This is a genomic window from Thermodesulfobacteriota bacterium (assembly GCA_036397855.1).
In the GTDB taxonomy this organism is placed as follows: Bacteria; Desulfobacterota_D; UBA1144; order Nemesobacterales; family CSP1-2; genus DASWID01.
Map to the genome: position 1 here is coordinate 1 of DASWID010000122.1, position 24,656 is coordinate 24,656.

Annotated in this window: 25 protein-coding genes and 1 riboswitch; of the genes, 7 read left to right on the top strand and 18 right to left on the bottom strand. The window is 40.7% G+C overall.

The genetic code is table 11. The features are described from left to right. Positions 1 to 485 precede the first annotated feature (485 nt). The 3 genes from VGA95_09425 to VGA95_09435 all read left to right on the top strand — a co-directional run bounded on the left by VGA95_09425 (position 486) and on the right by VGA95_09435 (position 1,443). Complete coding sequence (locus tag VGA95_09425) at positions 486 to 707, top strand: hypothetical protein (protein ID HEX9666758.1); 222 nt, start codon at positions 486 to 488, stop codon at positions 705 to 707. Between the two features lie 143 nt (positions 708 to 850). Next, entirely contained in the window at positions 851 to 1,231 is a 381-nt protein-coding gene (locus tag VGA95_09430; protein HEX9666759.1) for a hypothetical protein, read from the top strand. After that, positions 1,195 to 1,443: a hypothetical protein gene (locus VGA95_09435; protein HEX9666760.1), complete on the top strand. Its 249-nt coding sequence runs from the start codon at positions 1,195 to 1,197 to the stop codon at positions 1,441 to 1,443. The genes VGA95_09430 and VGA95_09435 overlap by 37 nt, the downstream gene beginning before the upstream one ends. Positions 1,444 to 1,527: 84 nt before the next feature. On the opposite strand, the gene lipA is transcribed toward VGA95_09435, so the two are convergent. From lipA to VGA95_09480, 9 genes are all read right to left on the bottom strand, one after another. Then, entirely contained in the window at positions 1,528 to 2,463 is a 936-nt protein-coding gene (gene lipA, locus VGA95_09440) for a lipoyl synthase (GenBank protein ID HEX9666761.1), read from the bottom strand. A 112-nt stretch (positions 2,464 to 2,575) separates the two neighbouring features. Then, entirely contained in the window at positions 2,576 to 2,938 is a 363-nt protein-coding gene (locus tag VGA95_09445) for a LapA family protein (GenBank protein HEX9666762.1), read from the bottom strand. 3 nt (positions 2,939 to 2,941) lie between these two features. After that, entirely contained in the window at positions 2,942 to 3,427 is a 486-nt protein-coding gene (locus VGA95_09450; protein HEX9666763.1) for an HIT domain-containing protein, read from the bottom strand. 2 nt (positions 3,428 to 3,429) lie between these two features. Then, positions 3,430 to 4,311, bottom strand: a complete 882-nt coding sequence (gene sppA / locus VGA95_09455; GenBank protein ID HEX9666764.1) for a signal peptide peptidase SppA — start codon at positions 4,309 to 4,311, stop codon at positions 3,430 to 3,432. Between the two features lie 13 nt (positions 4,312 to 4,324). Then, the gene (locus VGA95_09460; GenBank protein HEX9666765.1) at positions 4,325 to 6,007 is read right to left on the bottom strand and encodes a 30S ribosomal protein S1; all 1,683 of its coding nucleotides are present in this window, start codon (positions 6,005 to 6,007) and stop codon (positions 4,325 to 4,327) included. Between the two features lie 149 nt (positions 6,008 to 6,156). Then, complete coding sequence (gene cmk / locus VGA95_09465; protein ID HEX9666766.1) at positions 6,157 to 6,834, bottom strand: (d)CMP kinase; 678 nt, start codon at positions 6,832 to 6,834, stop codon at positions 6,157 to 6,159. Between the two features lie 2 nt (positions 6,835 to 6,836). Continuing rightward, positions 6,837 to 8,147, bottom strand: coding sequence for a 3-phosphoshikimate 1-carboxyvinyltransferase (aroA, locus tag VGA95_09470; GenBank protein HEX9666767.1), 1,311 nt, complete (start codon positions 8,145 to 8,147; stop codon positions 6,837 to 6,839). Positions 8,148 to 8,606: 459 nt separating this feature from the next. Continuing rightward, entirely contained in the window at positions 8,607 to 9,584 is a 978-nt protein-coding gene (locus VGA95_09475; GenBank protein ID HEX9666768.1) for a beta-ketoacyl-ACP synthase III, read from the bottom strand. Between the two features lie 66 nt (positions 9,585 to 9,650). After that, positions 9,651 to 10,007: a hypothetical protein gene (locus VGA95_09480; protein HEX9666769.1), complete on the bottom strand. Its 357-nt coding sequence runs from the start codon at positions 10,005 to 10,007 to the stop codon at positions 9,651 to 9,653. Positions 10,008 to 10,359: 352 nt separating this feature from the next. Between VGA95_09480 and VGA95_09485 the strand changes: the two genes are divergently transcribed. Beyond that, on the top strand, positions 10,360 to 10,548 hold the full coding sequence (locus VGA95_09485) for a hypothetical protein (GenBank protein ID HEX9666770.1): 189 nt from the start codon (positions 10,360 to 10,362) through the stop codon (positions 10,546 to 10,548). Positions 10,549 to 10,635: 87 nt separating this feature from the next. Here VGA95_09485 and VGA95_09490 read toward each other — a convergent pair whose 3' ends face one another. From VGA95_09490 to VGA95_09515, 6 genes are all read right to left on the bottom strand, one after another. After that, positions 10,636 to 11,637 (bottom strand): iron ABC transporter permease, encoded by a 1,002-nt coding sequence (locus VGA95_09490; protein HEX9666771.1) that lies wholly within the window; start codon positions 11,635 to 11,637, stop codon positions 10,636 to 10,638. 138 nt (positions 11,638 to 11,775) lie between these two features. Further along, positions 11,776 to 12,549 carry an ABC transporter ATP-binding protein gene (locus VGA95_09495; protein ID HEX9666772.1) on the bottom strand — a complete coding sequence of 258 codons (774 nt, stop codon included), beginning with the start codon at positions 12,547 to 12,549 and terminating at the stop codon, positions 11,776 to 11,778. A gap of 123 nt (positions 12,550 to 12,672) precedes the next feature. After that, entirely contained in the window at positions 12,673 to 13,581 is a 909-nt protein-coding gene (locus VGA95_09500; protein HEX9666773.1) for an ABC transporter substrate-binding protein, read from the bottom strand. 3 nt (positions 13,582 to 13,584) lie between these two features. After that, positions 13,585 to 14,529, bottom strand: a complete 945-nt coding sequence (locus tag VGA95_09505) for a cobalamin-binding protein (GenBank protein ID HEX9666774.1) — start codon at positions 14,527 to 14,529, stop codon at positions 13,585 to 13,587. An 83-nt stretch (positions 14,530 to 14,612) separates the two neighbouring features. Beyond that, a complete protein-coding gene (locus tag VGA95_09510) occupies positions 14,613 to 16,121 on the bottom strand; it encodes a hypothetical protein (GenBank protein HEX9666775.1) in 1,509 nt (502 codons plus the stop codon). 140 nt (positions 16,122 to 16,261) lie between these two features. After that, complete coding sequence (locus VGA95_09515) at positions 16,262 to 18,130, bottom strand: TonB-dependent receptor (GenBank protein ID HEX9666776.1); 1,869 nt, start codon at positions 18,128 to 18,130, stop codon at positions 16,262 to 16,264. 80 nt (positions 18,131 to 18,210) lie between these two features. Beyond that, positions 18,211 to 18,406, bottom strand: a riboswitch (cobalamin riboswitch). Between the two features lie 123 nt (positions 18,407 to 18,529). On the opposite strand from VGA95_09515, the gene VGA95_09520 reads away from it, so the two are divergent. Further along, positions 18,530 to 18,700, top strand: a complete 171-nt coding sequence (locus tag VGA95_09520) for a hypothetical protein (GenBank protein HEX9666777.1) — start codon at positions 18,530 to 18,532, stop codon at positions 18,698 to 18,700. Positions 18,701 to 18,766: 66 nt separating this feature from the next. On the opposite strand, the gene VGA95_09525 is transcribed toward VGA95_09520, so the two are convergent. Both VGA95_09525 and VGA95_09530 read right to left on the bottom strand, forming a co-directional pair. Then, entirely contained in the window at positions 18,767 to 19,792 is a 1,026-nt protein-coding gene (locus VGA95_09525; GenBank protein HEX9666778.1) for an LLM class flavin-dependent oxidoreductase, read from the bottom strand. Positions 19,793 to 19,847: 55 nt separating this feature from the next. Next, positions 19,848 to 20,744 carry an NAD(P)H-binding protein gene (locus VGA95_09530; GenBank protein HEX9666779.1) on the bottom strand — a complete coding sequence of 299 codons (897 nt, stop codon included), beginning with the start codon at positions 20,742 to 20,744 and terminating at the stop codon, positions 19,848 to 19,850. A gap of 565 nt (positions 20,745 to 21,309) precedes the next feature. Here VGA95_09530 and VGA95_09535 point away from each other — a divergent pair. Next, complete coding sequence (locus VGA95_09535) at positions 21,310 to 22,365, top strand: LLM class flavin-dependent oxidoreductase (GenBank protein ID HEX9666780.1); 1,056 nt, start codon at positions 21,310 to 21,312, stop codon at positions 22,363 to 22,365. 3 nt (positions 22,366 to 22,368) lie between these two features. Beyond that, positions 22,369 to 22,758, top strand: a complete 390-nt coding sequence (locus VGA95_09540) for a CBS domain-containing protein (GenBank protein HEX9666781.1) — start codon at positions 22,369 to 22,371, stop codon at positions 22,756 to 22,758. 11 nt (positions 22,759 to 22,769) lie between these two features. Here VGA95_09540 and VGA95_09545 read toward each other — a convergent pair whose 3' ends face one another. After that, positions 22,770 to 24,377 carry a peptide ABC transporter substrate-binding protein gene (locus VGA95_09545; GenBank protein HEX9666782.1) on the bottom strand — a complete coding sequence of 536 codons (1,608 nt, stop codon included), beginning with the start codon at positions 24,375 to 24,377 and terminating at the stop codon, positions 22,770 to 22,772. Between the last annotated feature and the right edge of the window lie 279 nt (positions 24,378 to 24,656).

Consider the following 24,656-nt stretch of genomic DNA (forward strand, 5'->3'; position numbering starts at 1 on the left):
AGTCCAAATTGTATTGCAGTTTGGGCAAATTTGTCCAGGTTGGGTGTATGGGCGACTTCAAGCGGTGTTCTGTTTCCAAGTTCTGGCAAGGGATGGTCTGGCATCCCATCTGCTTGTAAAATCACATATTTCATGAGGAAACGATGTTAATTGTTTTTAGGGATTTATCAAGGAGTAAATATCAGGGAGTTGGGTAGGAAATTTAAATCCGGCTTGGAAAAGCTTGACTTCCAATTGCTAGACTTGTGATTAAATACGATCCGCTGATATACCCGGATACATTTATCGGGTATCCATAGAAGTCAATTGGAAACTGAAGCGATCTTAAATCGACATAACTTAAAATGGCTCAGATGAGATTGAATAATGAAAAACTGTCATATTTTACAATGCGTAAGTTTAATCACCGATGAATATTTCCTAAAAAATAATACAAAAATAGTGTATTTTAAATATGTAGACTATAACAAAGGGATATAAAAATCATGTTGAAATATATAACCTTTAGTGCTGATGAAAGACTTATCAGAAAGGCGCGGGATAGAGCAAGAAGGGGAAAAACCACATTGAACGCTTTATTTCTTGAATGGCTCAAGCGTTATGTTGGGTTTGATAAACAAAAAGTTGATTTTGACTCCCTTATGAAATCTCTCAGCTATGCTAATTCTGGTGGAGTTTTTACGCGGGATGAAATGAATGAAAGCTAAATATTTAAGAAATCCAAGATTTGACGATTATTAATCCATTTGTTTAAGACCACATACCAAAATAGCATTTTTCACGCTTAGTGTTGAGAAGTTTTTCGTTGGCAATTAAAGTATTATTGAGATAAAAGAGAAAGAAATCCTTCATGAGTAAAGAATACCTTAACCCGCCGATTATCGAAGAAGTTCAAATTGAGAAGACGTTAAACCATCTTCAGGAAAGTGGTATTGTAATTCCAAAACCTTCTGAGGTACTTGATTACCTGAGCCGTTATCCTGATATTATTGGTCTCCTTATTTCAGTCTGTGAACTAACCGTTCAGCGATTTGACTCACAAACCCGGTTGTCACTAGAACTTTACCGTGACCCTGAAATCGAAGATGAATATCTAACTTTTTACATAAGACAGCAAAAGTATGACGAGAATCTCATGAAGAGGATCGAAGGGATTCGGGCAAATTATGAAAAGATGCTCGTGGGGATGACTGGATGGTTGTTGGTGACTACGGATTTCCGCGCTCTGTAACTCCTATCTCAAAAGATAAAGGAATACATTCCCAAGAAGAGTTACTGAAGATTCGGGAGGAGTCACAGAAGCAGGCGTTACCTGAACAGAAGCGGGTTTTCTCCGTTTCAGAGAAGATTCGCCGCCGTGTCCATAATCTTCCCGATCCTAAACGGCTTCCTCTTTGGTATCACGAGCAACAAGCTATCGACGAGAATTCGAGAGAAATCTGAAGAAAAATTTTGCTTATTGCTTAGAGCAGAGACGGAAGTATAAGCTTATAAGAAATATGGGTCGAGATGGGAACTGATTTTTTATTAATTTTGTCTCAGTACCTCAGTCATTTTATGCACCTGCTTTTCTGCGTGATATGAGCTTCTTACGAGTGGGCCGGACTCTATGTGGGGTATGCCGATTATTTTTTCTCCATATTTTTTCAGGGATTCGAATTCTAGAGGGTGATAGTATCTTGATACGGGAAGGTGGTCTTTAGATGGCTGTAAGTATTGTCCGACTGTTACAATGTCGCAACCAGCACTTTTCAAGTCTCTGAGCGTTTCAATAACTTCTTCTATTTCCTCGCCTAGGCCAAGCATTATTCCTGACTTTGTTAAGATACCGTCATGCCCATGATGCTTGCTTTCTTCTAAAATTCTTAGTGACCATTCGTATTTTGCCTGCGGTCTCACAGCTCTATTTTTTCCTGTAGTTGTTCTTTGGGGCAGGTAATAGAGTCTCGGCACTGTTTCAATGTTGTGATTTAGCACATCGGGCGCTGATCCTAGAACTTCTTTAAGTGCTTCTAGATCCCCTTTGAAATCCGGTATGAGGACCTCGATTTTTATTCCAGAGTTGTATTGTCTTACTTTTTTTATTGTTTCGGCAAATATACATGCACTCTCATAATTTTTATCATCCCTGTTAACCGATGTGATTACTATATGGTTAATGTAAGCGCTATTTTCTATAAGTTTACTAACTGCTTCTGCAACCCTTTGTGGTTCTTCCCAGTCCAGTTCTTCACCTTTTCCCGTTTTTACATGGCAAAACCCACAGCTCCTTGTACATGTATCCCCAAGAATCATAAATGTAAGAGTGCCTGCTCCCCAGCATTCACCAATGTTTGGACACTTGGCCTCTTCACAGACGGTGTTAAGGTTGAGGTTCCTAATGAGTGCTTTGAGGTGTTTGTAATTGGTGGAGTTTGGAATCCTAGCCTTAATCCAGCTTGGTTTTTGTGAGATTTGATTCATATCTAATAATAGGATAAAAGTATTTACGCATTTATCAATATTACGACTTTTTCGGATTTGAGGAGGTTAAATATATTTAGTCCAGGTTTCTTTAATCTTCGTAGGTTAGGATTTAATTGTTCATATCTTCCGTTGCTGTTTCAGTTGAGCGACCGCTAATAGTTGGTCCTCCAAATATAGATGAGGTGGATTCTGTCCGATTTGCCTCGAGTTCATTGATTCTTCTTTGCTGCTCTTTTATTCGAGATTTTAACGAGCCGGAGTGGAATGCACCCCACAATACTGAGAAGAGGACCCCTACAATAAATGTGACAAGGATGATTACTATATTTGTAGTAAGGTAGGGACCTATTTTATAGAATTTGATGTCAAATTTAAGCTCAAAGTCATGAGTAAATACCTCTTGGTTTTGGACAAAAAGAACGATAACTAATACAACAAACACAGCTAGTAAAATAATCTTAATGAATTTCATATCTTACCTCCCTGTAATTTTTAGTTCTTCAAACAACTTTAGATATGTTTGATCTATGTATTCGGGTATTACTTTAATATCCGCAATGACGGGCATAAAGTTGGTATCTCCGTTCCACCGGGGTACAACGTGAAAATGAATATGGTCGTCGATCCCTGCCCCTGCTATTCTACCAAGATTCATTCCAATATTGAAGCCATCGGGTTTAAGCACCTCTAAAGCTTGTGCCCCTATGATTGAAAGATTCATAAGGTCTAATCTTTCTGTTTCATTAAGATTTGAGATATTACTTATATGTCTATAAGGTACTACCATGATGTGACCGTTTGAATAAGGGTAGCGGTTCATAATAATAAAGCCTGTTGAGCCTCGATATAGTATGAGATTTTTTCTATCTTTTTTTTCTTTGGGCTTATCACAAAAGATACACCCCTTTTTTCTTCCCTTGGTAATATATTCAATTCTCCAAGGAGCCCAAACTGGTTTCATCGTTAATTAATTATATCTACAAGGTAAAACAGACCAAAGCGCCCTTTTAAGGGTAAAGTAGAAAGTCCATGACCATCGATCTTTGAAAAAATAAAATCTATTATGGATCTCTTTTTTTTCGGAAAATAAATGACATTTGGTTTCTCTTTAATACCACCCATAGTTCCTGCAAGTCTAATTGCATCGCTGATGGTTCCCAATTCATCAACAAGGTTCAGTTCTAGCGCCTGCTGTCCAGTGAAAATTCTACCATCTGAAATTTCGTCGATTTTTTTATCACTTAGATTCCGTGATTCAGATACAGCGTGTTTAAACTGAGAATGCACATTATCAATAATTTTCTGCATATATTTCTTTTCAGCCTCCGTCATTTCTCTAAAAGGGGAACCAGCATCTTTGAATTTCCCACTCTTTATTACTTCAACATCTACTTTAGCCCAGTTTAATAGCTGTTCATAACTTACAAATTGTGCAATAACTCCTATGCTCCCGGTTATGGTTCCAGGATTCGAAATGATTTTCTGCGCTCCGCAAGCAATGTAATACCCGCCCGAAGCCGCAACTGATCCAAGGCTTGCGATCACAGGGATCTTTTCTCTAAGTGCTTTAGCCTCGCTGTAAATCTCCTGAGATGGTCCTACGGCACCTCCCGGGGAATTTATTCTCAAAACGAGGGCCTTAATTGAATCGTCCGCTTCAATTTTAGAAAGGCTTTCAAGATATGTTTGGGAATCAAGAATGATGTCATCAATCGTCATCACTGCTACCTTATCGCCAGCAACGAAGCCACCGTCTCCAAATATTGCGATCCCAGCTCCGAAACCGATTAAGAAGGCAAAAAAGATAATTACCAAGACTACGAATGTGATGATTAGACCACGCAAGCTTTTGATAACCTCAATCTTGTTTAGATATAGATTTTAGCTCTTTTTCCAGCAACTCTCCAAGCTTTACAGATGACTCCCCCTGAGAGGATAAAAAGCTTGAAATTCTTTCCTTTTCAAGTTGTTCTTCATAGTTTTTCTTACTGAGATTTACCTGTTTATTCCTACGATTAAAGCTAATTACTTTAGCCGTTATGATATCGCCTATTTTAGCGACGCTATTTGATTCCTTTTCCGTTCCATGATCAAACTCGTTGGCCCGAATATAACCCTCGATTTCATTTTCAAGTTCGAGAACTATTCCCCTGTCTTTTATGGCAACGACTTTTCCTGTTAATGCTGTTTGACCTGGCTTATACGTCTCCAAGGCTTCTTCCCACGGGTCCTTATTAAGTTGTCTTACGCCGAGTCCAATTTTATTATTTTTTTCATCTACGTTTAAGACTACAACCTCGATATCTTGATCTTCAGCAAACAACTCTTTTGGATCGACCCTTCCCTTCCATGAAATCTCTGTAGGACGAACCAAACCAACTAGGTCCTCACCAAGCTCGACGAATACCCCTTTTTCATTTACGTTCTTCACCTTGCCATTAATTCTAGTTCCCGGTGGAAACTGTTCTTTGAAAATTTCCCATGGGCTAGGGTCGATTTGCTTCAGGCTTAGGGCAATTCTTTTTTTCTCTGAATCGACTTCGATCACCATTGTTTCTACTCTTCTACCTATGTTGACTACCTCGTTGGGATGCCTAAATCTCTTTATCCATGATATTTCAGAGGTGTGAACTAGCCCTTCAACCCCTGGTTCGAGCTCAACAAATATGCCAAAGTCCACAATAGAGACCACTTTTCCCCTAATCCTCGAGCCTGGCTTGTATTTTCTTTCGACGAAAGTCCAAGGGTCTGGCTTAGTCTGCTTTAGCCCCAGCGTGATTTTCGCATCTGATTCGATTTTAATTACCTTCACTTTTAGGGTTTCGTCTAAATTTATTACGTTACTTGGATGTCTTACTCTACCCCAAGATATTTCACTTATGGGTAGGAATCCCTCGACCCCATCTAGATCTATGAATGCACCCTGGTCAAGTATTTTCATTACTTTACCTAATACGATTTTGCCCTCTTCTAGTGTAGAAAGAGCCTTTCTTCTTTTCACCTCTCTCTGCTCTTCCAGATACGTTCTTATTGATAGGACTATTCCTCTATCGGTGAGTTTTACAATTTTTGCTTCTATGTTTTTTCCGATGAATTTATCCAGATTGTGCTGAGGTCTGAGATCAATTTGTGAAGCGGGTAAGAAAGCGTTCAACTCTATCTTTTCGCCTATATCTACGATCAGTCCGCCGTTCACCTTTTCCTTAATATTTCCCCTAATTAGCTTTTCGTTTTGATAAATTTGCTCAATCCTTTCATGCTCCTTCATAATATCTGCTCTTTTTTTTGAAAGTTTTGGAAGCCCCGAATCATCGACCCATTTCTCCAATATAACATCGACTTCGTCTCCGATACTTACTTCAGGCTCGCCATTTTTCCCATAGAATTCATTAATTGGAGCCACTCCCTCGGATTTGAACCCGAAGTCAATAAAGACGTCATCCTTATCAACCCGAACAACTTTGCCTTTGAATATTTGCCCTCTGTCGGGGACGTTTATGCTTTCGCCCAGAAATTCGGAAAAGTGTGTTTCCTGTTCCATGTTAAGTCTTACTACATTTAAAACTGTTTATTCTTTACAATTTTTTTATGAAATTAGCATGCTTGAGGTATATTCGAATCGAGCATAAGGATTGAATCTTTTCCCCATCTATATATATGACCTGAACGCCCTTTCCTAATGGCATCAAGCTAGTTATTCACCTCAGATAATATGATTTCAACGACTTCATCAGTGCTGAGTTTTGTGGTATCTATTATGACCGCATTCCGAGCAGGATGCAAGGGGGATTCAGAGCGTTCTTTGTCCTGTATATCCCTTTGTTCTATTTCACTTTTTATTTCATGAAGACCTAATCGGCTGCCACTAGCGTTAAGCTGAAGCCATCTTCTTCTGGCCCTTTCATCAAGTGATGCATCTAAATAGAACTTGAAATCAGCATGGGGGAACACATAAGTGCCCATGTCTCGCCCCTCTGCCACGATATTACCCTTAGTACCCATGTCCATTTGAATTACCTTGAGTCTATTCCTTACCACCCTTTTGGTAGCCAAGTAGGAGGAAAGTCGAGAAATCTCTGGTCTCCTAATTTTATCAGACACATCTTCATTGTTAAGAAGTACTTTAACATTATTGTTGGAATTCCTATCGATCTTGATAGTAGAAGTGCGAAGGAGTCTTTCGAGTCCTTCGTCATTATCCGTATTGATGCTGCTTCGCGCTACGAGTAGAGCAACTGCTCTATACATGGCACCAGTATCAATATATAGTAGGCCAAGTTTTTCGGCGACAATTTGAGCAACAGTGCTCTTGCCTGCACCTGACGGACCGTCGATAGTTATGATTATGCCGTTTTTCCGATGTGCCATAATCAGGTTCTTAGGGTCTTCAGTATATTGAAAAATCTTGGGAAAGATACGGAAACACATTCTGCATCCTTAATTTCTGTCCTGCCCTTTGCACGAGTAGCAGCAACTGCAAGGGCCATTGCGATTCTATGATCCCCCCAGCTTGAGCACTCTGTTCCTTTCAAGGTTTCTCTTCCCCTGATTATCATTCCGTCATCTAGTTCATCTATTTCGGCCCCAAATTTTCTGAGTTCTATTGACACGGCTTTTATTCGATCGGTTTCTTTTACCCTTAATTCTTTTGCGTCTTTGATTACGGTTTCCCCCTCCGCATAACAAGCTGCAACCGCAATTATGGGAAGTTCATCAATCGTCTTAGGAATAATCCTTCCAGCTATCTCTACTGCTTTTAATTTGCTGGATTTTGCTAGTATATCTCCGATATCCTCGCCGCTTTCCTCTCTTTTATTCAGTATTTTGATGTCTCCACCCATTTCTTTAAGAATTTCTAAGACCCCCGTCCTACTTGGATTTAGGCCGACACGTTTGATTAAGATTTCAGAGTTTGGGTTAATTAAGGAAGCTACAATAAAGAATGAAGCTGAAGAAATGTCCGCGGGTATTGATAATGTTCTTCCACTTTCAAGCTTTTGTGGCCCTCTAACTTTAATCCTGGAATCATCTTTTTCAATCCTCACTCCGAAATATGAAAGCATCCTTTCAGTGTGATCTCTCGTGGGTTCAGGCTCGATGATCTCGGTTTCCCCTTCTGCATATAGAGCGGCTAGAAGAATAGCGGATTTTACCTGAGCACTAGCCACGGGCAACGTGTAGCTTATAGCTTTTAGGTTACCTCCCAAAATAGCAAGCGGTAATTTTTTCCCATTATCTCTTCCCCAAATTCTAGCCCCCATAAGTGATAGTGGAATTACAACTCTTTCCATCGGTCGGGCCCTTAAATATTGATCACCCGTTATAGAGGAGAAAAAATTTTGTGCACTCAGGATGCCGGTAAGGAGCCTCGCAGTTGTTCCAGAATTTCCTGCATCGATAGTATTTTCTGGTTCGACGAGTCCATATGTACCTTTACCCCTTATCTTTAGGGTATCTTCGTCTATTTTGATTGGTATACCGAGCATCATCATAGCGTCTGCGCTCGAAAGGGTATCACCCGCTGGCAAGAACCCGGTAACGGTTGTCAATCCCTCGGCGATAGATCCTAAAATAATTGCTCTATGGGAAATCGATTTATCACCGGGAGGGGTAAGTTCTCCTCTTAGTTTTGCGCCTCCTCCGTGTATTGATTCTGTAGACACTGGGGAAAAAATTACCATTTCTAGGTTCATTGGACAAGAAAGGTATTGAAAGATGTTCGCTGATTGGGTATTCCATCATTGACATTTTGTTAGAAAAGGAATTATCATGAATCGGAGTATTACGCAGGCCTATCAGGTTCAGGTAAAAATTGGCAGATGTAAATCAAACTTTATATCTCTTACCTGCGCATATAAAAAATATTAAGCGGAGATGATAAGAACGGGAAATACAATATTTATGATTGAAGGGATAATTTCAGCAAACCTCGGTCAGACAATTTACTACGATTGGCTGCTTATTCTACCCGATATAAGATTGATCTTATACTCGATTATTTTTTTCTTAATTTTAGGAAGGACACAATATTTGATTTCCAACATAAATGTGAATAGTAAGGGTGGGTTGTCACAACTTTGCTGATAAGTTATCGGGTATATTTTACAAAAGAACAGGTGGAAGGAAAATACTCGAAGTTTTTACCATTTTATGACTGCTGACGCAAATGTAAATCCGGAACCTATAACGGCGAAAAGGATTAAATCATCCTCTTGAATCCTTCCACTTTTAACTGCTTCATCTAGAGCAATCGGAACAGAAGCCGAGGAGGTATTTCCATACTTGTCAACATTCACAAACAGCTTCTCGGGAGAGAGGTTTAGCCGTCTCCTTACAGCGTCCATAATCCTGTAATTTGCCTGGTGCGGTATGAATAGATCTACCTGTGCCGTGGTTATATCTGCTTTCCTTATAGCCTCCAATGATGCAAACTCCAGTCCCTTTACCCCTTCTTTAAATACGTCATTTCCTTTCATTTTTAGATAGTGTAACCCATTTTGGACGGTTTCCTCACTTGCTGGAGTACGAGAACCACCTGCAGGAAGGATAATTTTTTCCCAATCGTCCCCATTTGCACCAAGAAAAATTGATAAAATACCGGATTTTTCTGATTTAGATAACACTGCGGCTCCTGCTCCATCTCCGAAGAGTATGCAGGTTGACCTGTCTTTATAATCCGTGATCCTTGATAACGTTTCGGCTCCTATTACCAGAATGTTTTCTGCATTCCCGGCTTCAATCATACTTTTTCCTACTTGTAGGGCATATATAAACCCGGAACAACCTGCCAGAAGATCAAAAGCAAATGCATTTTTTGCTCCCAGGCGGCTCTGGACAAAGCATGAAGTGGCAGGGAATATGTAATCGGGTGTGACAGTTCCCAAGATTATCCCATCAACATCAGCGGGATCTATTGATGCTGACTCAAGCGCTTTTAAAGCGGCTTCATAAGCCATATCAGATGAAGCCACTTGTGGTTCGGCGATTCTCCTCTCGACAATCCCGGTCCTGGTTCTAATCCATTCATCGGAAGTGTCGACCATTTTTTCAAAGTCCTGGTTTGAAAGGATCCTGTCGGGTGTATATGAGCCAGTGCCAGTTATCTTTACAAAACCCAAGTCTACTTTTTTCCTCCGAGGTATAGTCGAAGGGATATTATCAGGGTAAGCATCGATTTTGTCAAACTAATTTGTAGCCTCAACTATTATGGATTTGATGTTTTCTGCGTCAATATTGTTTAACGAAACCATTTTTGAGTACTGAATCCTCGTGTCAAAAAAATATATGTAAAAGTGGCCTTGCTCCAATAATTTCTTAAGAAGCTCCATCTCGTTCTCTGATTCAATTGCGAAAGAGTATTCAAACTGGTAGAGGTTGTTATTATAACCTTCGAGATAAAAAAGCATAATTATTGTGGGGAATTCGGGTCTTTTTAAGCATTCGAGCTCAAAAGCTATTTTTTCGACTCCTCTAAGTGACTCGATTACCTCTTGAGAATGCTTAAAAATGAAGAGCGTTTCGCTATTAATTGATGTGGCCATGCAACCCGACTCTATCAGCGAGAGTGATATTTCTAGTTCGGAATTCAATTGCAACGGTTCTTCCTTTGGGCTTCAGAATTTAGGAAAAATTTAACAAAGTACGATATCAACTATGTCACTGCTGAATTAATATTTTTCGCAAAATGTTGAAACACTATAATATACCCTGGGTCCGATCATAATTCTCTCGCCGGTTTCTTGACTCCAGGGTGAAAGTTAAACCCTGGGTCCAATATAATAGAGATCTACGATTAATATAGCTTGACATTTATGTATAAAATTTATTATTATGATTTTGTTAATCGGATAGCGCATTAAACAATCTTAGTAACTATTTATAAGGGAGGGGAATATGTATGTAATCGTTCTCTTCATAGTGTTTTTGGCTATTTACTTCGCATTTGTAAGAGAGGAGGCGCCCTCACGGGGAACCCAAACTCAAGAAACGAAGGCCCAGACTACAACGGACGAGCCACCGAAACCCTCGGATACTGAGGAAGGAATTGATCCCTTCAAGTCTCCCGTGGCTCCTAGTTCATAATTATGAGTTGAGTCGGGATAGGCAGGCTTTGTCCAATAACTTAAGAATTAGACCTTAGGCCTTTGGCTATTAAATTGGACTTTAGGATTAAACAATTACCTCTTTTTTAGTCTTCATAAGAAGCCAAAGGAAAAAAACCCCTCCAAAAGAGGCTGTGATAATTCCAACTGGAATTTCAACAGGCGAAAGAATAGTCCTGGATATTGTGTCCGTAGCAGTGAGAAAGGAAGCCCCAAGAAAAAACGAACAGGGTAATATTATACGATTATCAACTCCTAATATCATTCTCAGGATGTGAGGAATTATCAAACCGACAAACCCGATAGGACCTGTAACTGAGATTACGGCACTAGCTGCAAGCGATGTGGCAAAGTAGATTTTCTTTTCCATCATGTCGACGTTTACTCCTAGAGAGGATGCTACATCGTCACCTAGTGAAAATAAATTCATGTCTTTTGTCATCGAAAGAAGGATCAAACAACCTGGGATAACAAATAAAAGGCTTTTCCAGACGGTATCGAATCCAACGATGTCTAAGCTTCCCATAATCCATCTCATAGTCTGTAACGGCTGAGTAAGGTCTGAGAAGAATTGTAAGAAAAGTATTATGGCTGAATAAAGGAAATTCACGACTACTCCGGCTAATAAAAGTCTGCCGGTTGCAACAACCCCCCGGAGCTTTGATATAGAATAAACGAAGAGAATGGTAAAGATCGCAAAAAGAAAGGACAAGACAGACACGGCAGAGAAGCCAAGGAATCCATTTGCCAACCCAATCCGTATCGCAAGAAGCGCTCCGAGAGAGGCGCCTCCCGATACCCCGAGCGTAAATGGTGAGGCCAGCGGATTCCTGAAGAGTGCCTGTAGACCGGCACCCGCTATGGCAAGAGTTCCGCCGGCAATAGAAGCCATAAGAATCCTGGGAATTCTGATCTTAAAATAAATCGTTCTTGCGAGTTCGTCACCCGAGAATACGGCTTTAACTGGATTTATATCATAAGTTCCAATGAATATGCTGATGAGTGAGATTAGGATCCAGATCAAAATGAGTATGCTTGATGATATTATGAGTTTTTTTTTGGCGTGCATGATCTCTAGATTCACAAGAATCTACGGGTCTCTTATTAATTTGAGCGGCATTTTATTAAAGCAAAATTCAATTAGGATGTCATGGTTTTGTCATGAGAATGAGTGAATTCCGTCGAAGAAGTGATTTCAAATTTAACATTAGCCAACTGGAAATACGAAAATCTTTCCGTCTTCTTTTCTCACTGTTACTTCAATATCATAAGCCTTGCTCAAGATGTCGTCAGTCAGTACCTGATCAAATTCACCCTCGGCAAGTATCCCTCCGTCTTTCAATATGATTAATTTGTCAAAATAAAATAGCGCAGAAAATATGTCATGTGTGGCTGCAATTATAGATATATTCCTTTCGTTTTTGAGCTTTAATAAGAGTCTTAGTATCTCGGTTTTGTGCCTCACATCGAGAAAGGATACTGGTTCATCGAGAATCATTACCTCAGGCTCCTGGGCAAGGGCGCGAGCAAAGGAAGTGAGCTGTTTTTCTCCACCAGAAATCTCAGTGACTAATCGGTCCTGGAGATGGGTTAGGCCTACAGTTTCCATCGCTTGAAAAGCTATTTCATTGTCTTTATCATTTTCAAACTCAAACCTTCCTAGATATGGGGCCCTACCCATTTTTATTATTTCAGAGACCGTAAAAGGGAAACCAAATGTCGGATTCTGGGGTACATAGGCGATTCTTTTAGAGATCTCTCTTTTAGGCAAAAATTTTAGTTCCTTACTTTTATAGAGTATTTTCCCACGTTTTGTGCTCAATATGCCCGTCAGAATCTTCAGTAGGGTTGATTTGCCGACACCGTTTGCTCCGAGCAGTCCGACAAATTCTCCCTGACCAATAGATAAATCGACGCCCTTTATAACCTCTACCCCATCATAGGAGAAACGGATATTCTGTCCCTCAATTATATTTTCCATGTGTTTATCGCCACAAAGGCACGAAGACACGAATATATAAATAAATTCTAGTCACCTAATTCCAAATGGTAAAAAATTTTCTTTTGATTTGAATTTTGGAACTTGTATTTTGTGTTTTGCTTGTCATTCTTTGTGCCTTTGTGCCTTGGTGGCTCCATGATATCTTTCGAATACCTCAGGGTGTAGAATATGAGCCAAAATATAAGCACCCTCAATTATTCTCTGACTCGGTCGGAGCAATTCCGAGCTTGAAACGACGTGGACCTCGTTATTTTTAACGGCTGAAATTTCCTTAAGACCGCCCCATGTTTTAATAGTTGAGCCTTTGTTTTCTGTTTTATCGTACGTCGTCTCAATTATGACTTGTGGATCAAACGAAAGGATGGCGTCTTTTGCAATCTTTAGTGCAAACCTATTGCTTTTCACCACATTTTCTCCACCCGCGAGATTTATTAGTTCGTTTATATAGTTGTCTCTTCCAATTACATAAATATCCTCAAGTGTTCCTGGATTCCGACCTACAACAAATAAAACCCTTTTCTTGGGGACTTCGGAAGTCTTTGAACTAATTTCTTCGAAGTTTGAATTAATTTTATTTGAAAGGTTTTCTGCCTCCTGTTCTTTTTGTAAGACCTTACCTAGCTGGAGAATCGAATTCTGTATGTCTTTAATCGACTTATTGCTATCGACAGCAAGCGTGTTTAAACCTAACTTTCTAATATTATCTCCGAATATACTGTCCTGATCTGTCATAAAGATGACCAAGTCAGGCTTCAGTCTGACAATTGCCTCCAGGTTTGGGTTTACCCACCCCCCCACCTTTGGGACAGCGTCCGCTTCAGGTGGGAAGTCTGAATACATCGTAACACCTACGATCTTATCCCAGGCGCCTAAACCATAAATAATCTCTGTGACATTCGGTGAAAGCGAAACTATACGTTGAGGGTTTTTGTCGGAATTAGCGTAAAGGGTTACGTAAGAGAAGATTAATATTGAAAAGAGAACTAAGGAGGTTTTTATAACCGATTTCATTTATCATCCCAAATTTAATTCGAAATAATAGTGATTCCTCAGATTCAGGACAGAGTTATTTGGAAATTCAAATTCACATGCTTCTGGATGAATTATCTTTGCCAATATCTCGAGTCCGTCCACTACTCTCGGTCCTGACCTCGAAAAATACGAATTTGCATCAACCAGGTAGACATGCCCCCTCTTTGAAGCAGGTATTTGGTTCCAATATTTATGAGAAGTCAGGATATCAATTTCCTTAAGGGTGTCTTCAATATTGAACCCACAGGGCATTACAACGATAATTTGAGGTGCAAAGTTCAAAATATCGTCCCAGGATACCTCAAGCGATGGTTCGCCAGGTTTTGCAATTCCGTTGTCTCCACCTGCCAGTTGAACCATTTCCGGAATCCAATGGCCTGCGGCATATGTAGGCTCTAGCCATTCCATGCAGAACACTCTTGGTCTATCCCTCTCATCTGAAAAAAGGGATTTAATCCTGTGTATTCTTGATTTTAGTTTTCCTACAATTTCATCCGCACGATCCTTTGTTTCGGTTGCATCTCCAATTGTCAGGATTGTATCCAGGATTTGTTCAATTGTATTTGGTTCCAAGGAAATTATTTCGGGGGTATGACCTAAGGCTTTTACCGATTCCAGTACTTCATTTCCTGAAACGGCACATACTTCGCATAATCCTTGAGTAAGTATTATGTCGGGGTTAGCCTCTTTCAATGCCTCAATGTCTATGAGATAGGTGCTTTTGCCCTCATTCCGATTTTTGACGATTAACTCATCTATTTCACGACTTGATAACTCATTTGGATTGATAAAACTCATTATGACCTTAGATTTATCCCTGGCTTCAGGTGGATAATCGCATTCATGTGTAACGCCCACTAAGTTTTCAGCCAACCCTAACGCACAAACAATTTCCGTAGTACTGGGAAGTAATGAACATATCCGCATATCAATAACCCCTCTTGTCATTGCAACTGAGAATTATTTTAACAATAATCTTTAACTACTTTACCTACAGATGCAACCTTCATTCACTGAGGAGGTAGCACGAGTGCAGTATTTACAGAACCAAATTTTGAGCTTATTCCTGTTGTGTAGAATATATCTGCTCCCTCAAAGTCAACCCCCGCAGTTCCAGGTCTAATGGCTAGAAATTGTACTCCGTCAAATAAGTCCGAGTTTGGATTATCTGCTCGGATTCCCGCGGGGAAAAAGAAACTAAATGGAAAAGGACTAATTTCATCATTCGCAGTATCAATCACAGCAATTTGATCAGAATTGAAAAGAGTTGTAAACCCGAGACCGTCTTCGTTGATTTCTATATCTCCGGTATTATTCAGTCCGCTGATATCGGTCACAATTATTGGGTTGCTAGGTCCATTTACGACAGTATTGGTTTCCAAATTTACCTTTAAAAGCGCGCCTACCAGGCCTAATCCCATGTATCCGAATCTTCCATCCGGAGTCGGTGCAATTCTATTTGGAAGACACACCTTTGAATTTGTTTCGCTCAGTGGAATATCTATTGTATCAATTATAGAATCGGTCTCGACATCTATTACATCGATTGAAGGCGGGAAATCGAATTCGCAGAAAAATTCCGAAAAGTCAGGCGTTGAAGAAATGTCTCCAGCATTTACAACATAAATTCTCTCTCCAATAACTGTCATTCCACCCGTATTTGCACCAGATGCCGTGAATGTACCTAAGAACTGGTTGGATTCAGCATCGATTCTTGATATGAATCCACGCCCCGCTGGTTCGAAGAATTCATTGAGATTATTGTTGGACACATAAACCTTTCCATCTGCTACCGCAATGCCTGAAGGATCTTCAAATCCGTCGACCGCAAATCTTACCTCTTGGCACGGTGGGAAATTGTTACCCTCACCTGTTCGAACGATAATTAATTCACAGTTTCTAGTTTGAAGATTTACCAGTGCCACGCTCTGTCCAATGTTATTTGCAACATAAGCCCTTGTGTCATCCAGAAATGCCAGAGCGACCGGATTTGATCCTTGGGGAAGCACAATCGTTCCAATTTGCTGTGGAGTGTTCTGGTCTAAATCGAATATTTGGATGTTATTCGAAAATCCGTTAGTTACATATGCTCTATCCCCTCTAATTTCTATTGCTGTTGGTACACTCCCAAGCTGGGCTAAGTCTCTTCTCACCGCTTGAGAAAGTAAGGTGACTCCTATTGTCGTGTCTTCAACAATGGCGCCGCCATCTGTCACTTGAATATTAAAAATATCATTTGTGTTACCTATAAAAGTTGGGTCGAAGCTTCCGTCATTCTCTCCCGAAGTAACCTGTGTCTCGTCGGTGTTAATGTTAGTCACTTCTACAAGGCTACCCGGTGGGACTGCGCCGGGTGTACCACCTACCTTGATGGTTTGATTTGAACCGCTTCTTTCAGCCACTGCGATGATGTTTCCGGTTGGAATAAAACCCCCGCCGTCTTCGCCGCCTGTATCATTACACCCCACGACTGATACCCCCAACATAATAACAATAAACATGCTCTTAAACATTCTCATGACTAATCCCTCCTTTTTTAAAATTTAAAAAAGATTCACGATGCACGATTCATGATCCATGATGCACATTGAAGAATGTTTTTACTTGCATCCTGTATCCTGTATCTTGTATCCTGCATCCTGTATCGTGAATCCTCGCTTTAAAAATTTATCCCGGCTTTTAAAAACACTGTCCTCCCCGGCAGCGGAAAGTCCAGCGCATCCCGCACGTCCAGGTTATTAAGTAGATTTTTAACTTCGAACGTCAGAAACAGTTTCCACCATTCAGTTGTAGCGCCGACATCGAATGTAGTCCTTGCATCCGTGGTTGGTGAGTCGGGAAAAAGAGAAAGAGGAATTTTATCGACGTAGTGTGTTTCCCAAAAAAGTTTTAAGTATCTATGGGATAACACCATTCTGAGATCAAATTTGTTTCTCGGCCTCCCAGGTAATTGGGCTCCTGTGTCCTCCAGCTCACCGTCTAGAAATGTGTATCCTGCGAAAAGCTCGATGAAATCGAATGGCCTTACGACTAAACTTGTTTCGATTCCTTGTTCTTTTGCATTACCCACGTTAAGTGGTTCTATCCGTTGTGCGCTGATGAATACGAATAGAATCAGGTCATCTATTTTATCTCGAAAGTAGTTGATTTCGAAACCAATCCTCGGGTGTGAAAAAATAAGACCAAAGTCAAAGTCAAACGAGGTTTCTGGCTTTAGGTTAGGGTTACCACCAATGAACCCCTCTTCTGGGAAGAAGAGCTCACCAAAACTCGGGGCTCTAAAGGACCTGCCTATATTCCCTTTCAGGGAAATATAATTGATCGGATTTAAAATTACACCTAACTTTGGTGAAAACCCATCTTCTATCGTACTTGTCTCAGCAGAGGTTTTGTAAAGATCGTATCTCACCAAAGGGTTTATTTGTATCAAATCTTCCAAGAGGTTTATCTCGTCGCTCAGGAAAAGACTGTATGTAAACCTATCGGGGTTATCAAAACCCTCGTTTCTTAAGACATCTCCTCTGAAGTCAGTAGTGATTGTGACTATCTGGTTGAAGGGGGCATACCACGTGAGCCTCGGATTTGCTCCAAAAGTGAAAATTTTGCTCAGCGTGTCTATGGGAGGACCAATGGTCGGTTCCGGGTTTTTGAACTTCAGATTATCGAAACGATTGTACAATACCAGATCAAAGTCAATGTTAGGTCTAACAAACCCCTCTTTTGAAAGATTAACGCTACTGAGGTTCCTGATGTCTTTTTGGTTTGCGTCGGGTTGCTGAAATTCACCGAGTCCCGGAACGCCCCTGTCGTCGTAAAAGAATTCATTTAAAAATCTAACTTTCAAGCCATTCAGATCATAATCAACCTTTCCCAAAAAACTCTCAGAGTGGAATTCGTTATTTATTCTTTTAACGCTCAGGTCATTTATGGATTTAAATTCGAAATCACCATTGCTTTGGGAGTGCGTATAAGATAGAAAGTATCCAAGATTTCCAATTTTTTGGGCTCTTGACGCATTTAACAATAGAGTTTCGAATGAACCATAAGTGGCGGATAATGAAGTAAATGGCTTATCGGTTTTCTTCGTGACGATGTTTACAACCCCACCGATAGCGTCTGAGCCAGCCAGGGCTGATGCACCGCCCCTTATGACCTCAAATTTATCGACATAATCAACTGGTATTGTAGATAGGTCTACTCCTCCCCCAAGCGGGCTGTTCAGTCTTATGCCGTCTAAGAGAATAACCACCTGGTCATTCGAGGAGCCTCTGATGGAGAGTGTTTTAAGTTGTCCGAATCCTCCAAAATCCCTGACAACGACTCCGGGAGAAAAAGAAAGGATTTCGGAAGTAGTGTTATACTCACCTCTGAAATCCTCGAGGTCCAGTATAGTTGAGAATGCCGAAGGATAGTTTAATGGAGGCTTGACAGGGGCTTCTTCGACAATCACGGGCTCAAGAACCTTCTCTTCCTGTGCGAAGCCCTTTGTAGAAATTAAGAAGAGAAATAAAAGAACTGCTTTTTTCATGAAGCCCCCTGCTCTTTTGAATTACAGGCAGGGGATAATTTTAATTTAGAAGTCATTTACTTTTATCCCCTCGATAAAAAGTAAATCAAGGTTTCAGAGGCAGGTCTTCTGGCTCGTAGCCATCGAACCGCTTTGCGCCTTCCCAAAATCGATAAATGATTTCAGTGGCATTAGATGCAAAGGGTTTTTAGGGCTACTTACAGCAGCGGGGCTGCACCGGATTCTCACCGGATTTCCCTTTTAAGCCTAGCAGGCACCTGAGAATCTTAGATTTTAAAGGAACAATTAATTTACAATACACATGATAGCCTTTGCTGTGACAATGTCAAGACAAAGGATATATTCATCCCTTTACCCTTCGACTCTTCGATCAAGCTTAGAGCGCTGGACTCAGAGAACATGATGAAAGAAATGGTTGGGGATTTCTTACACTGCACGAGCTTTATAAATAAACCGTCCGTCCTGAGTCCTGAGTTTATCGAAGGATCGAAGGACGGATATTTTACACTGAACACAAATTGTTTACCCTTCGACACGCTCAGGGTGACCGGCACGGATGGTGCCTCCTAATTCTAAATTGTAGCCTACGGAGATGGGAAACCCCTCCTGTCGTGTGAATATTAACCGTAAGTACAATCAGCCAAAGGCCGGGATGACCTCTTTGCCGAACAACTCAATGCATTTTGAAATCGTTTCGTGATTTGCCTGTGGGAATACCATTCGAGAGGCAAAGTAGTTAATTCCTAATTCATCTTTATAGCGATTAATCTCATTGATACATTGCTCAGGAGTTCCGATTATAAATCTGTCTTCTGAAAGGTGCTTAAACAAAGGGTCATCAAGCCCTGTGAGTTGCTTCCCTCGTACGTACATCTTTACACCTAAGGTGAAATAGTATTTATACATATCAATAATGTATTTGTTACCGCCCTGTTTAGCTTTTTCACTGTCAGGGTGTACATAAGTTTCTCTAATTAAAATATGTTCTATATTATCTGAATTCTTATGTGCTTCTCTAGCTCCTTCATTGTAGAAGTTCAATGTATCTCTGACCATCTGCATCGTTCTTCCTGGACCGATAAGGAGAGGGCAACCCATTCTCCCGGCCCTCTTGATTCCCGGCTTTTCGAATGCCCCGATGTAAATTGGGATATGGGGTTTTTGGATGGGTTTTGGAGTCACATTGAGATTGCTATATTCATATCGCTTTCCTTTAAAGGAGAAATTCTCTTCAGTCCATGCTTTAACTATTACATCTATTCCCTCTTCCATTCTTGACGGTCTTTGCTTCATTGGGATGCAAAATCCATCGAATTCTTCTTTCCTGTAGCCCAAAACGACGCCTAGATTAAATCTTCCATTTGAGATGTTATCAACAAGGGCAGCGTCCTCGGCTACCCTTATTGGATTGTGAAGTGGGAGGATAACTCCGGCTGAACCGATTCTTATACGACTTGTAACGGCGGCCATTGCTGACGCGACAATGGGGGGATAAGGACAGTAGCCGTCAGGGAGAAAGTGATGTTCTGAAATCCACGCCGAGTCAAAGTTTACCTCTTCAGCAAGTCTAACCTGTTCAAGAGTCTGTTTATAAAGCTCTGACTGAGAAACGGGATTGTCTTTATGCGACTGCATGGTGAAGAGCCCTATGCCAAATTTCATTATGAATCCTCCGTGTCATTAATTGGTTTTCAATTATAACACGTGAGGAGATTAGTTAACCCGAAGAACTACGATAGTAGATTCTGGCAAAGGTTTTAGCGAACTCTTCAAAGCTTGTAGGAGTGGAATTATCAACGGTTCTTGGGTTATCCTTTCCTAATATACCTTCATTTATAGATTTTGTAATTTCCAAAATCAGTCCACTCACGTTACTGCTCATCCCCGAGGCAATCAAACCTTTTTCAAGGTCGTCATATGAAAGTTGAACATATCTGAGTTCTGGAATATTTATTTCTTTTGCGATAATCTCCGTCGCCTCTATGAATGATAGATCTCTCTCGCCTCTTAGTTCCTTAAATGTTTTTCCGGAAAAATCACGGTTCAAAAGTCGCATGGTTGCTTCGTTAGCTATATCCTTTGTCGCAACCATAGGGAATTCGACTGAACCGATAAAGCCCGTTGCGATAATTCCTCTTTTTCTGATCATCTCGATGTATCGAAAGAAGTTGTCCATGAAGTATGCAGGTCGTAAATGGAGGATGTTAATTCCATAAAGCTTATTAAGCCTTTGTTCCTGATCATATAAACCCCTGACTGGCCCGTTTTTATCGGGTCTGTATGCGCTTAAGCTGCTTAGATTTGCAACGTACTTGACGCCAGAATCTCGAATGGCTTCCGCGACGCGCTCTCCAATTTTATTGTCTTGAGCTCGTAAGTCATTTACAGAGTTATCACGGGGGATCATAACATATACAGCCTTTGCTCCAGTAAACGAAGCTGTCAAAAAATCTGGATCTGATGCATCGCCAATAAAAGCATCGGCTCCCCTATCTATGAATGTTTGCAGCCTGTCTCTCGACCTGCCAAGCACCCTTACACTTTCCTTATGATCCAGGAGGTTCTTGGTTATTTTGCTGCCTGTATTTCCTGATGCTCCCATAATGGCAAACATGATAATTCAAGCTAGTATAACATTGATCTCAATGGCTTCCCCAACGTGCTCACCACTGGATTATTTGAAATTGCATATTTTCTAATCGAGTACGTCACGAATCCCCTCGACAAAGCCTGTCGTGAGCCCTGTCGAACGGCTCGGAACAGGCTTGCTAGTGAATTTATATTATCAGGTATGCATCGGGACATAAGATTTCTTAGGGAATCCTTATATATTCGTATGAGCATGGAACAGGCTAAGTGTCATTCCCAGATGTTTTGAGTGGGAATCCAGATCATGTTCCTGGGTGCTCTAAGATAACAATGACATCCATTATATTTACTTAAAGCGAATGTCATAAATACACTAGGAAAATGAGATTTAGTTGAGCGACAGATTTGCACAACCACCCTTCGACCCTGCTCAGGATGATCGGATTATCTTAACCTGTTAACCGACGGATAGCCGATATTTTCGAATCTCTGATAATAATTATCTGAGTCCTTTTCTATGAACTTAGGGTATTTTCATCCTGCGCTTATTTTGTTTATAATGACATTATCAATCTATCAAGAGGTGATAAATGGGTAAAGAGATAAAATTCGGACTTTCTGCCCCTATGCCAGGGGCCGATCTAAATGGACTTCTGGAATTTTCTAAGAAGGTTGATGGGCTTGGCTTTGATAGTATCTGGTATCCGGATCACGTTGTCTTCGTCTCACCCACAGAGGCACATGAGGCATGGACTGTAGCAACGGCTGCGGCGGGAATGACAAGCAACATCACGCTTGGAACAGTCTCTGATCCGCACAGAATGCATCCAGCTGTGTTTGCACAAAGACTTGCGACGATCGACCATCTTTCAAAAGGAAGGGTTTCTCTGTGTATGGGCGTTGGTGAGTCCATGAACCTGGATGCCTATGGAATAAAATGGAATAAGCCTCTATCTAGACTGAGGGAATCAATGGAGATAATGAGGAAGCTTTGGCAGGAAGAGGGGCACATAGATTACAATGGGGAATTTTATAACCTTAAGAGTGCATTTCTTCAGGTGAAACCCTACAAAAGAAAACTAATCCCAATGTATATGGCTACTCATACCCCAAAGGGTCTCGAGTTTACCGGACAGATGGCTGATGGGTGGCTTCCAATAGATCTTACTCCTAGCCTTTATTCTGGATATTTGAGTCAAATCAAGGAAAATGCGGAAAATGCAAATCGATCCTTGGATAATTTTGATGCTTGCTTATGGAGCTTTACGTCGCTTGGAAAGGACGTTGATGACGCTTATAAGACACTAGAGCCCTTCAAGTACGTATTAATCATGCAGGACCAGTTAAAGAAGGCCGGCTACGACATTGAAATCCCTGAGGAGTATCGTGGCTTAAATTACTTTAATGTTGTTCCTCAGGATGAAGCAGGGAGACAGAAGTTCAGAGAAATAGGTAAATTCTTTCCACGGGAGGCGGTATTGGATTTTACAATCACAGGTTCAAAGAAGGATTGCATTCAGAAGATAGAGAAGTTTATCGATAGTGGCGTTAACCATTTTGTATTATTCTACAGATTTAGTCCTGACCCCGAGGTAACTCTTAATACATATGCTAAAGAAATAATCCCCTATTTTAAAGAGAAATAGTATATGCACATAAGAAAAATTAAAAAAAAGAGGGTTATCACTGCAAATCCTAATGATTCTGTCGTAAAAGCAGCCAAGCTTATGGACAAAAATGGAGTAGGGTGCGTTGTGGTGGTAATGAATAAAAAGCCAGTCGGGATTTTAACTGATAGGGACATAGCAGTGCGAGTTGTCGCTAGGAAAGCAGATCTAAATAGGACAAAAGTAAAGGATGTTATGACAGCTAGCATTATTACCGGGGAGGATAGTCAAAGGGCTGCTGACCTTGTAAAAGTAATGCAAGATCACGGTATTAGGAGGGTTCCAACCGTTAATAAAAAGGGTGAACTGACGGGAATTATAACACTCGATGATATCCTCTATATGATTGGAATGAGGTTAAGTTACACTTAACCAATTCCTTGTTATTCAGTTTTCTTGTTATGGTCGACGAAGTGCACCTTATTAAAAAGAATGATCCCAAGGGGATTCGGTTTAAGACCAGCAACGTAGGGTTTAGCCATGCTCTGCTGAATTGAGATTAGGAAGGGAGCAATTGGCACGTCCTCTTCGGTAAGAATTTCTTGAGCTTTATCATAAAGCGCTTTTCTTTTTTGAACGTCTGTTTCTTGTGCAGCCTTTTCCACTAGTTCGTCGTATTTATGATTGCACCATTGTGTTCTATTATTTCCACTGTTGCACTCAAAAAGATTCATAAAATTATGTGGGTCTGGGAAATCTGCACCCCATCCGGCCCTGTGTATTTCTGGCGGATCAGTATTAATTGTGCTTAAATAGACCTTCCATTCCTGATTTGAGAGTTCCACATCGACACCGAGGTGTTTTTTCCACATGCTCTGAAGGGCTTCGGCTATAATTCGATTGTTGGTTACATCCGGATATAGGAAGGTAACTTTAGGGAATCCCTTACCATCCGGATAGCCAGCTTGCGACAACCACGCTTTTGCCTGATCTGGATTGAACTTTATACCGATGTTTGGGGCATAGCCAAGCATTCCCTTTGGTATCCAGGACGTTGCTGGAATCCCCGCACCCTGTATGAGATTGACTATACTGCCTCTATCTATTGCGGCTGAGAAGGCTTTTCTCACCAGTGGATTATCGAAGGGGGGTTTCTTGGCATTGAATGCTATGTAGTTTCCTCGAAACTGAAGTTGTGTCGAAAAATCAGGCAAAAGTCTTAACCTCGGGATCTCGAGAACCGGAATGCCACTTCCGTCAACGTAATCCAGCTCCCCGCTTTCATAAAGGGCGAGCGCCGACGTTGGGTTTTCATTCATTATCATATTTACAAATTCAACCGTTGATTTTTCTCCCCAGTATCTCGGGTTTCTTGTAAGCAAAATCGCATCATGATGACGCCAAGAAGAAAGTGAGTAAGGACCGAGTGTTAAAATATTTTCAGGTTCGGTCCACTTCAAACCATACCTTTCAACGACATCTTTTCTCATTGGAAAGGTAGACATAAAGGTTAAAAGACTGGGGAAATAAGCTGCCGCGTGCTTTAGCTTAACCACAAGAATATTGTCGTTGATTGCCTTGACGCCGACTTTTTCCAGATTGGCTAGCTTACCGGTGTTAACTTCCTCTGCATTTTCAATATCATAAAGAAAGTATGCATAATCTCCTGCCGTCTTTGGATCAAGAATTCTTTTCCATGAATATTCAAAGTCCCCAGCTTTTAGTGGTTTCCCATCGGACCAAAATACGTTTTTTCTGATATAGAAAGTATATGTTTTTCCGTCATCACTTACCTCCCATCCTTCCGCCAGAGCCGGTTCTGGCTTATAATCGTCTCCAAACCTCGTTAGCCCTTCCATTATATTATTTAGTATTAAATAAGAAGTGCTGTCTGTAGCCAAAGACCAGTCAAGCGACGGCGGTTCCGTACCGATGTTAATTCTTAACGTGTCTTTCTCGGAAATATCCCCAGACGAAGAATTATTAGGGTCGCCTTTGCATCCTATCAGAAGAAGAAAAACTAAAAGAGTAAAAATGATATTTTTTTGCATTTTTTTATTTTATATTAGAATATGAATAATTTATTGTCTGATGGAAAGTTGCGATAAGTCTAAAGCAATGGGTTTCAGATTTATTTTCAAAGACTGCAATTTTAATTGGACTCTCCGATTAAGAAACTTTATCGATAGAACAAAAATCTTAATGTACTCGACGACTAATAGCAACAATTGTTCATGATTAATTTTAACTATAACTGGTCGAGGTTCGATACATCGGAGTAATTGATATACTCCCACCGAAAATTGAAGTATCGCTCCCAGCCTTTTTTA

Bases quoted from the DNA above. Each gene is read 5' to 3' on its own strand.
- VGA95_09425 (HEX9666758.1), top strand. From the start codon at position 486: ATGTTGAAATATATAACCTTTAGTGCTGATGAAAGACTTATCAGAAAG.
- VGA95_09430 (HEX9666759.1), top strand. From the start codon at position 851: ATGAGTAAAGAATACCTTAACCCGCCGATTATCGAAGAAGTTCAAATT.
- VGA95_09435 (HEX9666760.1), top strand. From the start codon at position 1,195: ATGGTTGTTGGTGACTACGGATTTCCGCGCTCTGTAACTCCTATCTCA.
- lipA (HEX9666761.1), bottom strand. From the start codon at position 2,463: ATGAATCAAATCTCACAAAAACCAAGCTGGATTAAGGCTAGGATTCCA.
- VGA95_09445 (HEX9666762.1), bottom strand. From the start codon at position 2,938: ATGAAATTCATTAAGATTATTTTACTAGCTGTGTTTGTTGTATTAGTT.
- VGA95_09450 (HEX9666763.1), bottom strand. From the start codon at position 3,427: ATGAAACCAGTTTGGGCTCCTTGGAGAATTGAATATATTACCAAGGGA.
- VGA95_09460 (HEX9666765.1), bottom strand. From the start codon at position 6,007: ATGGAACAGGAAACACACTTTTCCGAATTTCTGGGCGAAAGCATAAAC.
- cmk (HEX9666766.1), bottom strand. From the start codon at position 6,834: ATGGCACATCGGAAAAACGGCATAATCATAACTATCGACGGTCCGTCA.
- aroA (HEX9666767.1), bottom strand. From the start codon at position 8,147: ATGGTAATTTTTTCCCCAGTGTCTACAGAATCAATACACGGAGGAGGC.
- VGA95_09480 (HEX9666769.1), bottom strand. From the start codon at position 10,007: ATGGCCACATCAATTAATAGCGAAACGCTCTTCATTTTTAAGCATTCT.
- VGA95_09485 (HEX9666770.1), top strand. From the start codon at position 10,360: ATGTATGTAATCGTTCTCTTCATAGTGTTTTTGGCTATTTACTTCGCA.
- VGA95_09490 (HEX9666771.1), bottom strand. From the start codon at position 11,637: ATGCACGCCAAAAAAAAACTCATAATATCATCAAGCATACTCATTTTG.
- VGA95_09495 (HEX9666772.1), bottom strand. From the start codon at position 12,549: ATGGAAAATATAATTGAGGGACAGAATATCCGTTTCTCCTATGATGGG.
- VGA95_09500 (HEX9666773.1), bottom strand. From the start codon at position 13,581: ATGAAATCGGTTATAAAAACCTCCTTAGTTCTCTTTTCAATATTAATC.
- VGA95_09505 (HEX9666774.1), bottom strand. From the start codon at position 14,529: ATGCGGATATGTTCATTACTTCCCAGTACTACGGAAATTGTTTGTGCG.
- VGA95_09510 (HEX9666775.1), bottom strand. From the start codon at position 16,121: ATGAGAATGTTTAAGAGCATGTTTATTGTTATTATGTTGGGGGTATCA.
- VGA95_09515 (HEX9666776.1), bottom strand. From the start codon at position 18,130: ATGAAAAAAGCAGTTCTTTTATTTCTCTTCTTAATTTCTACAAAGGGC.
- VGA95_09520 (HEX9666777.1), top strand. From the start codon at position 18,530: ATGATGAAAGAAATGGTTGGGGATTTCTTACACTGCACGAGCTTTATA.
- VGA95_09525 (HEX9666778.1), bottom strand. From the start codon at position 19,792: ATGAAATTTGGCATAGGGCTCTTCACCATGCAGTCGCATAAAGACAAT.
- VGA95_09530 (HEX9666779.1), bottom strand. From the start codon at position 20,744: ATGTTTGCCATTATGGGAGCATCAGGAAATACAGGCAGCAAAATAACC.
- VGA95_09535 (HEX9666780.1), top strand. From the start codon at position 21,310: ATGGGTAAAGAGATAAAATTCGGACTTTCTGCCCCTATGCCAGGGGCC.
- VGA95_09540 (HEX9666781.1), top strand. From the start codon at position 22,369: ATGCACATAAGAAAAATTAAAAAAAAGAGGGTTATCACTGCAAATCCT.
- VGA95_09545 (HEX9666782.1), bottom strand. From the start codon at position 24,377: ATGCAAAAAAATATCATTTTTACTCTTTTAGTTTTTCTTCTTCTGATA.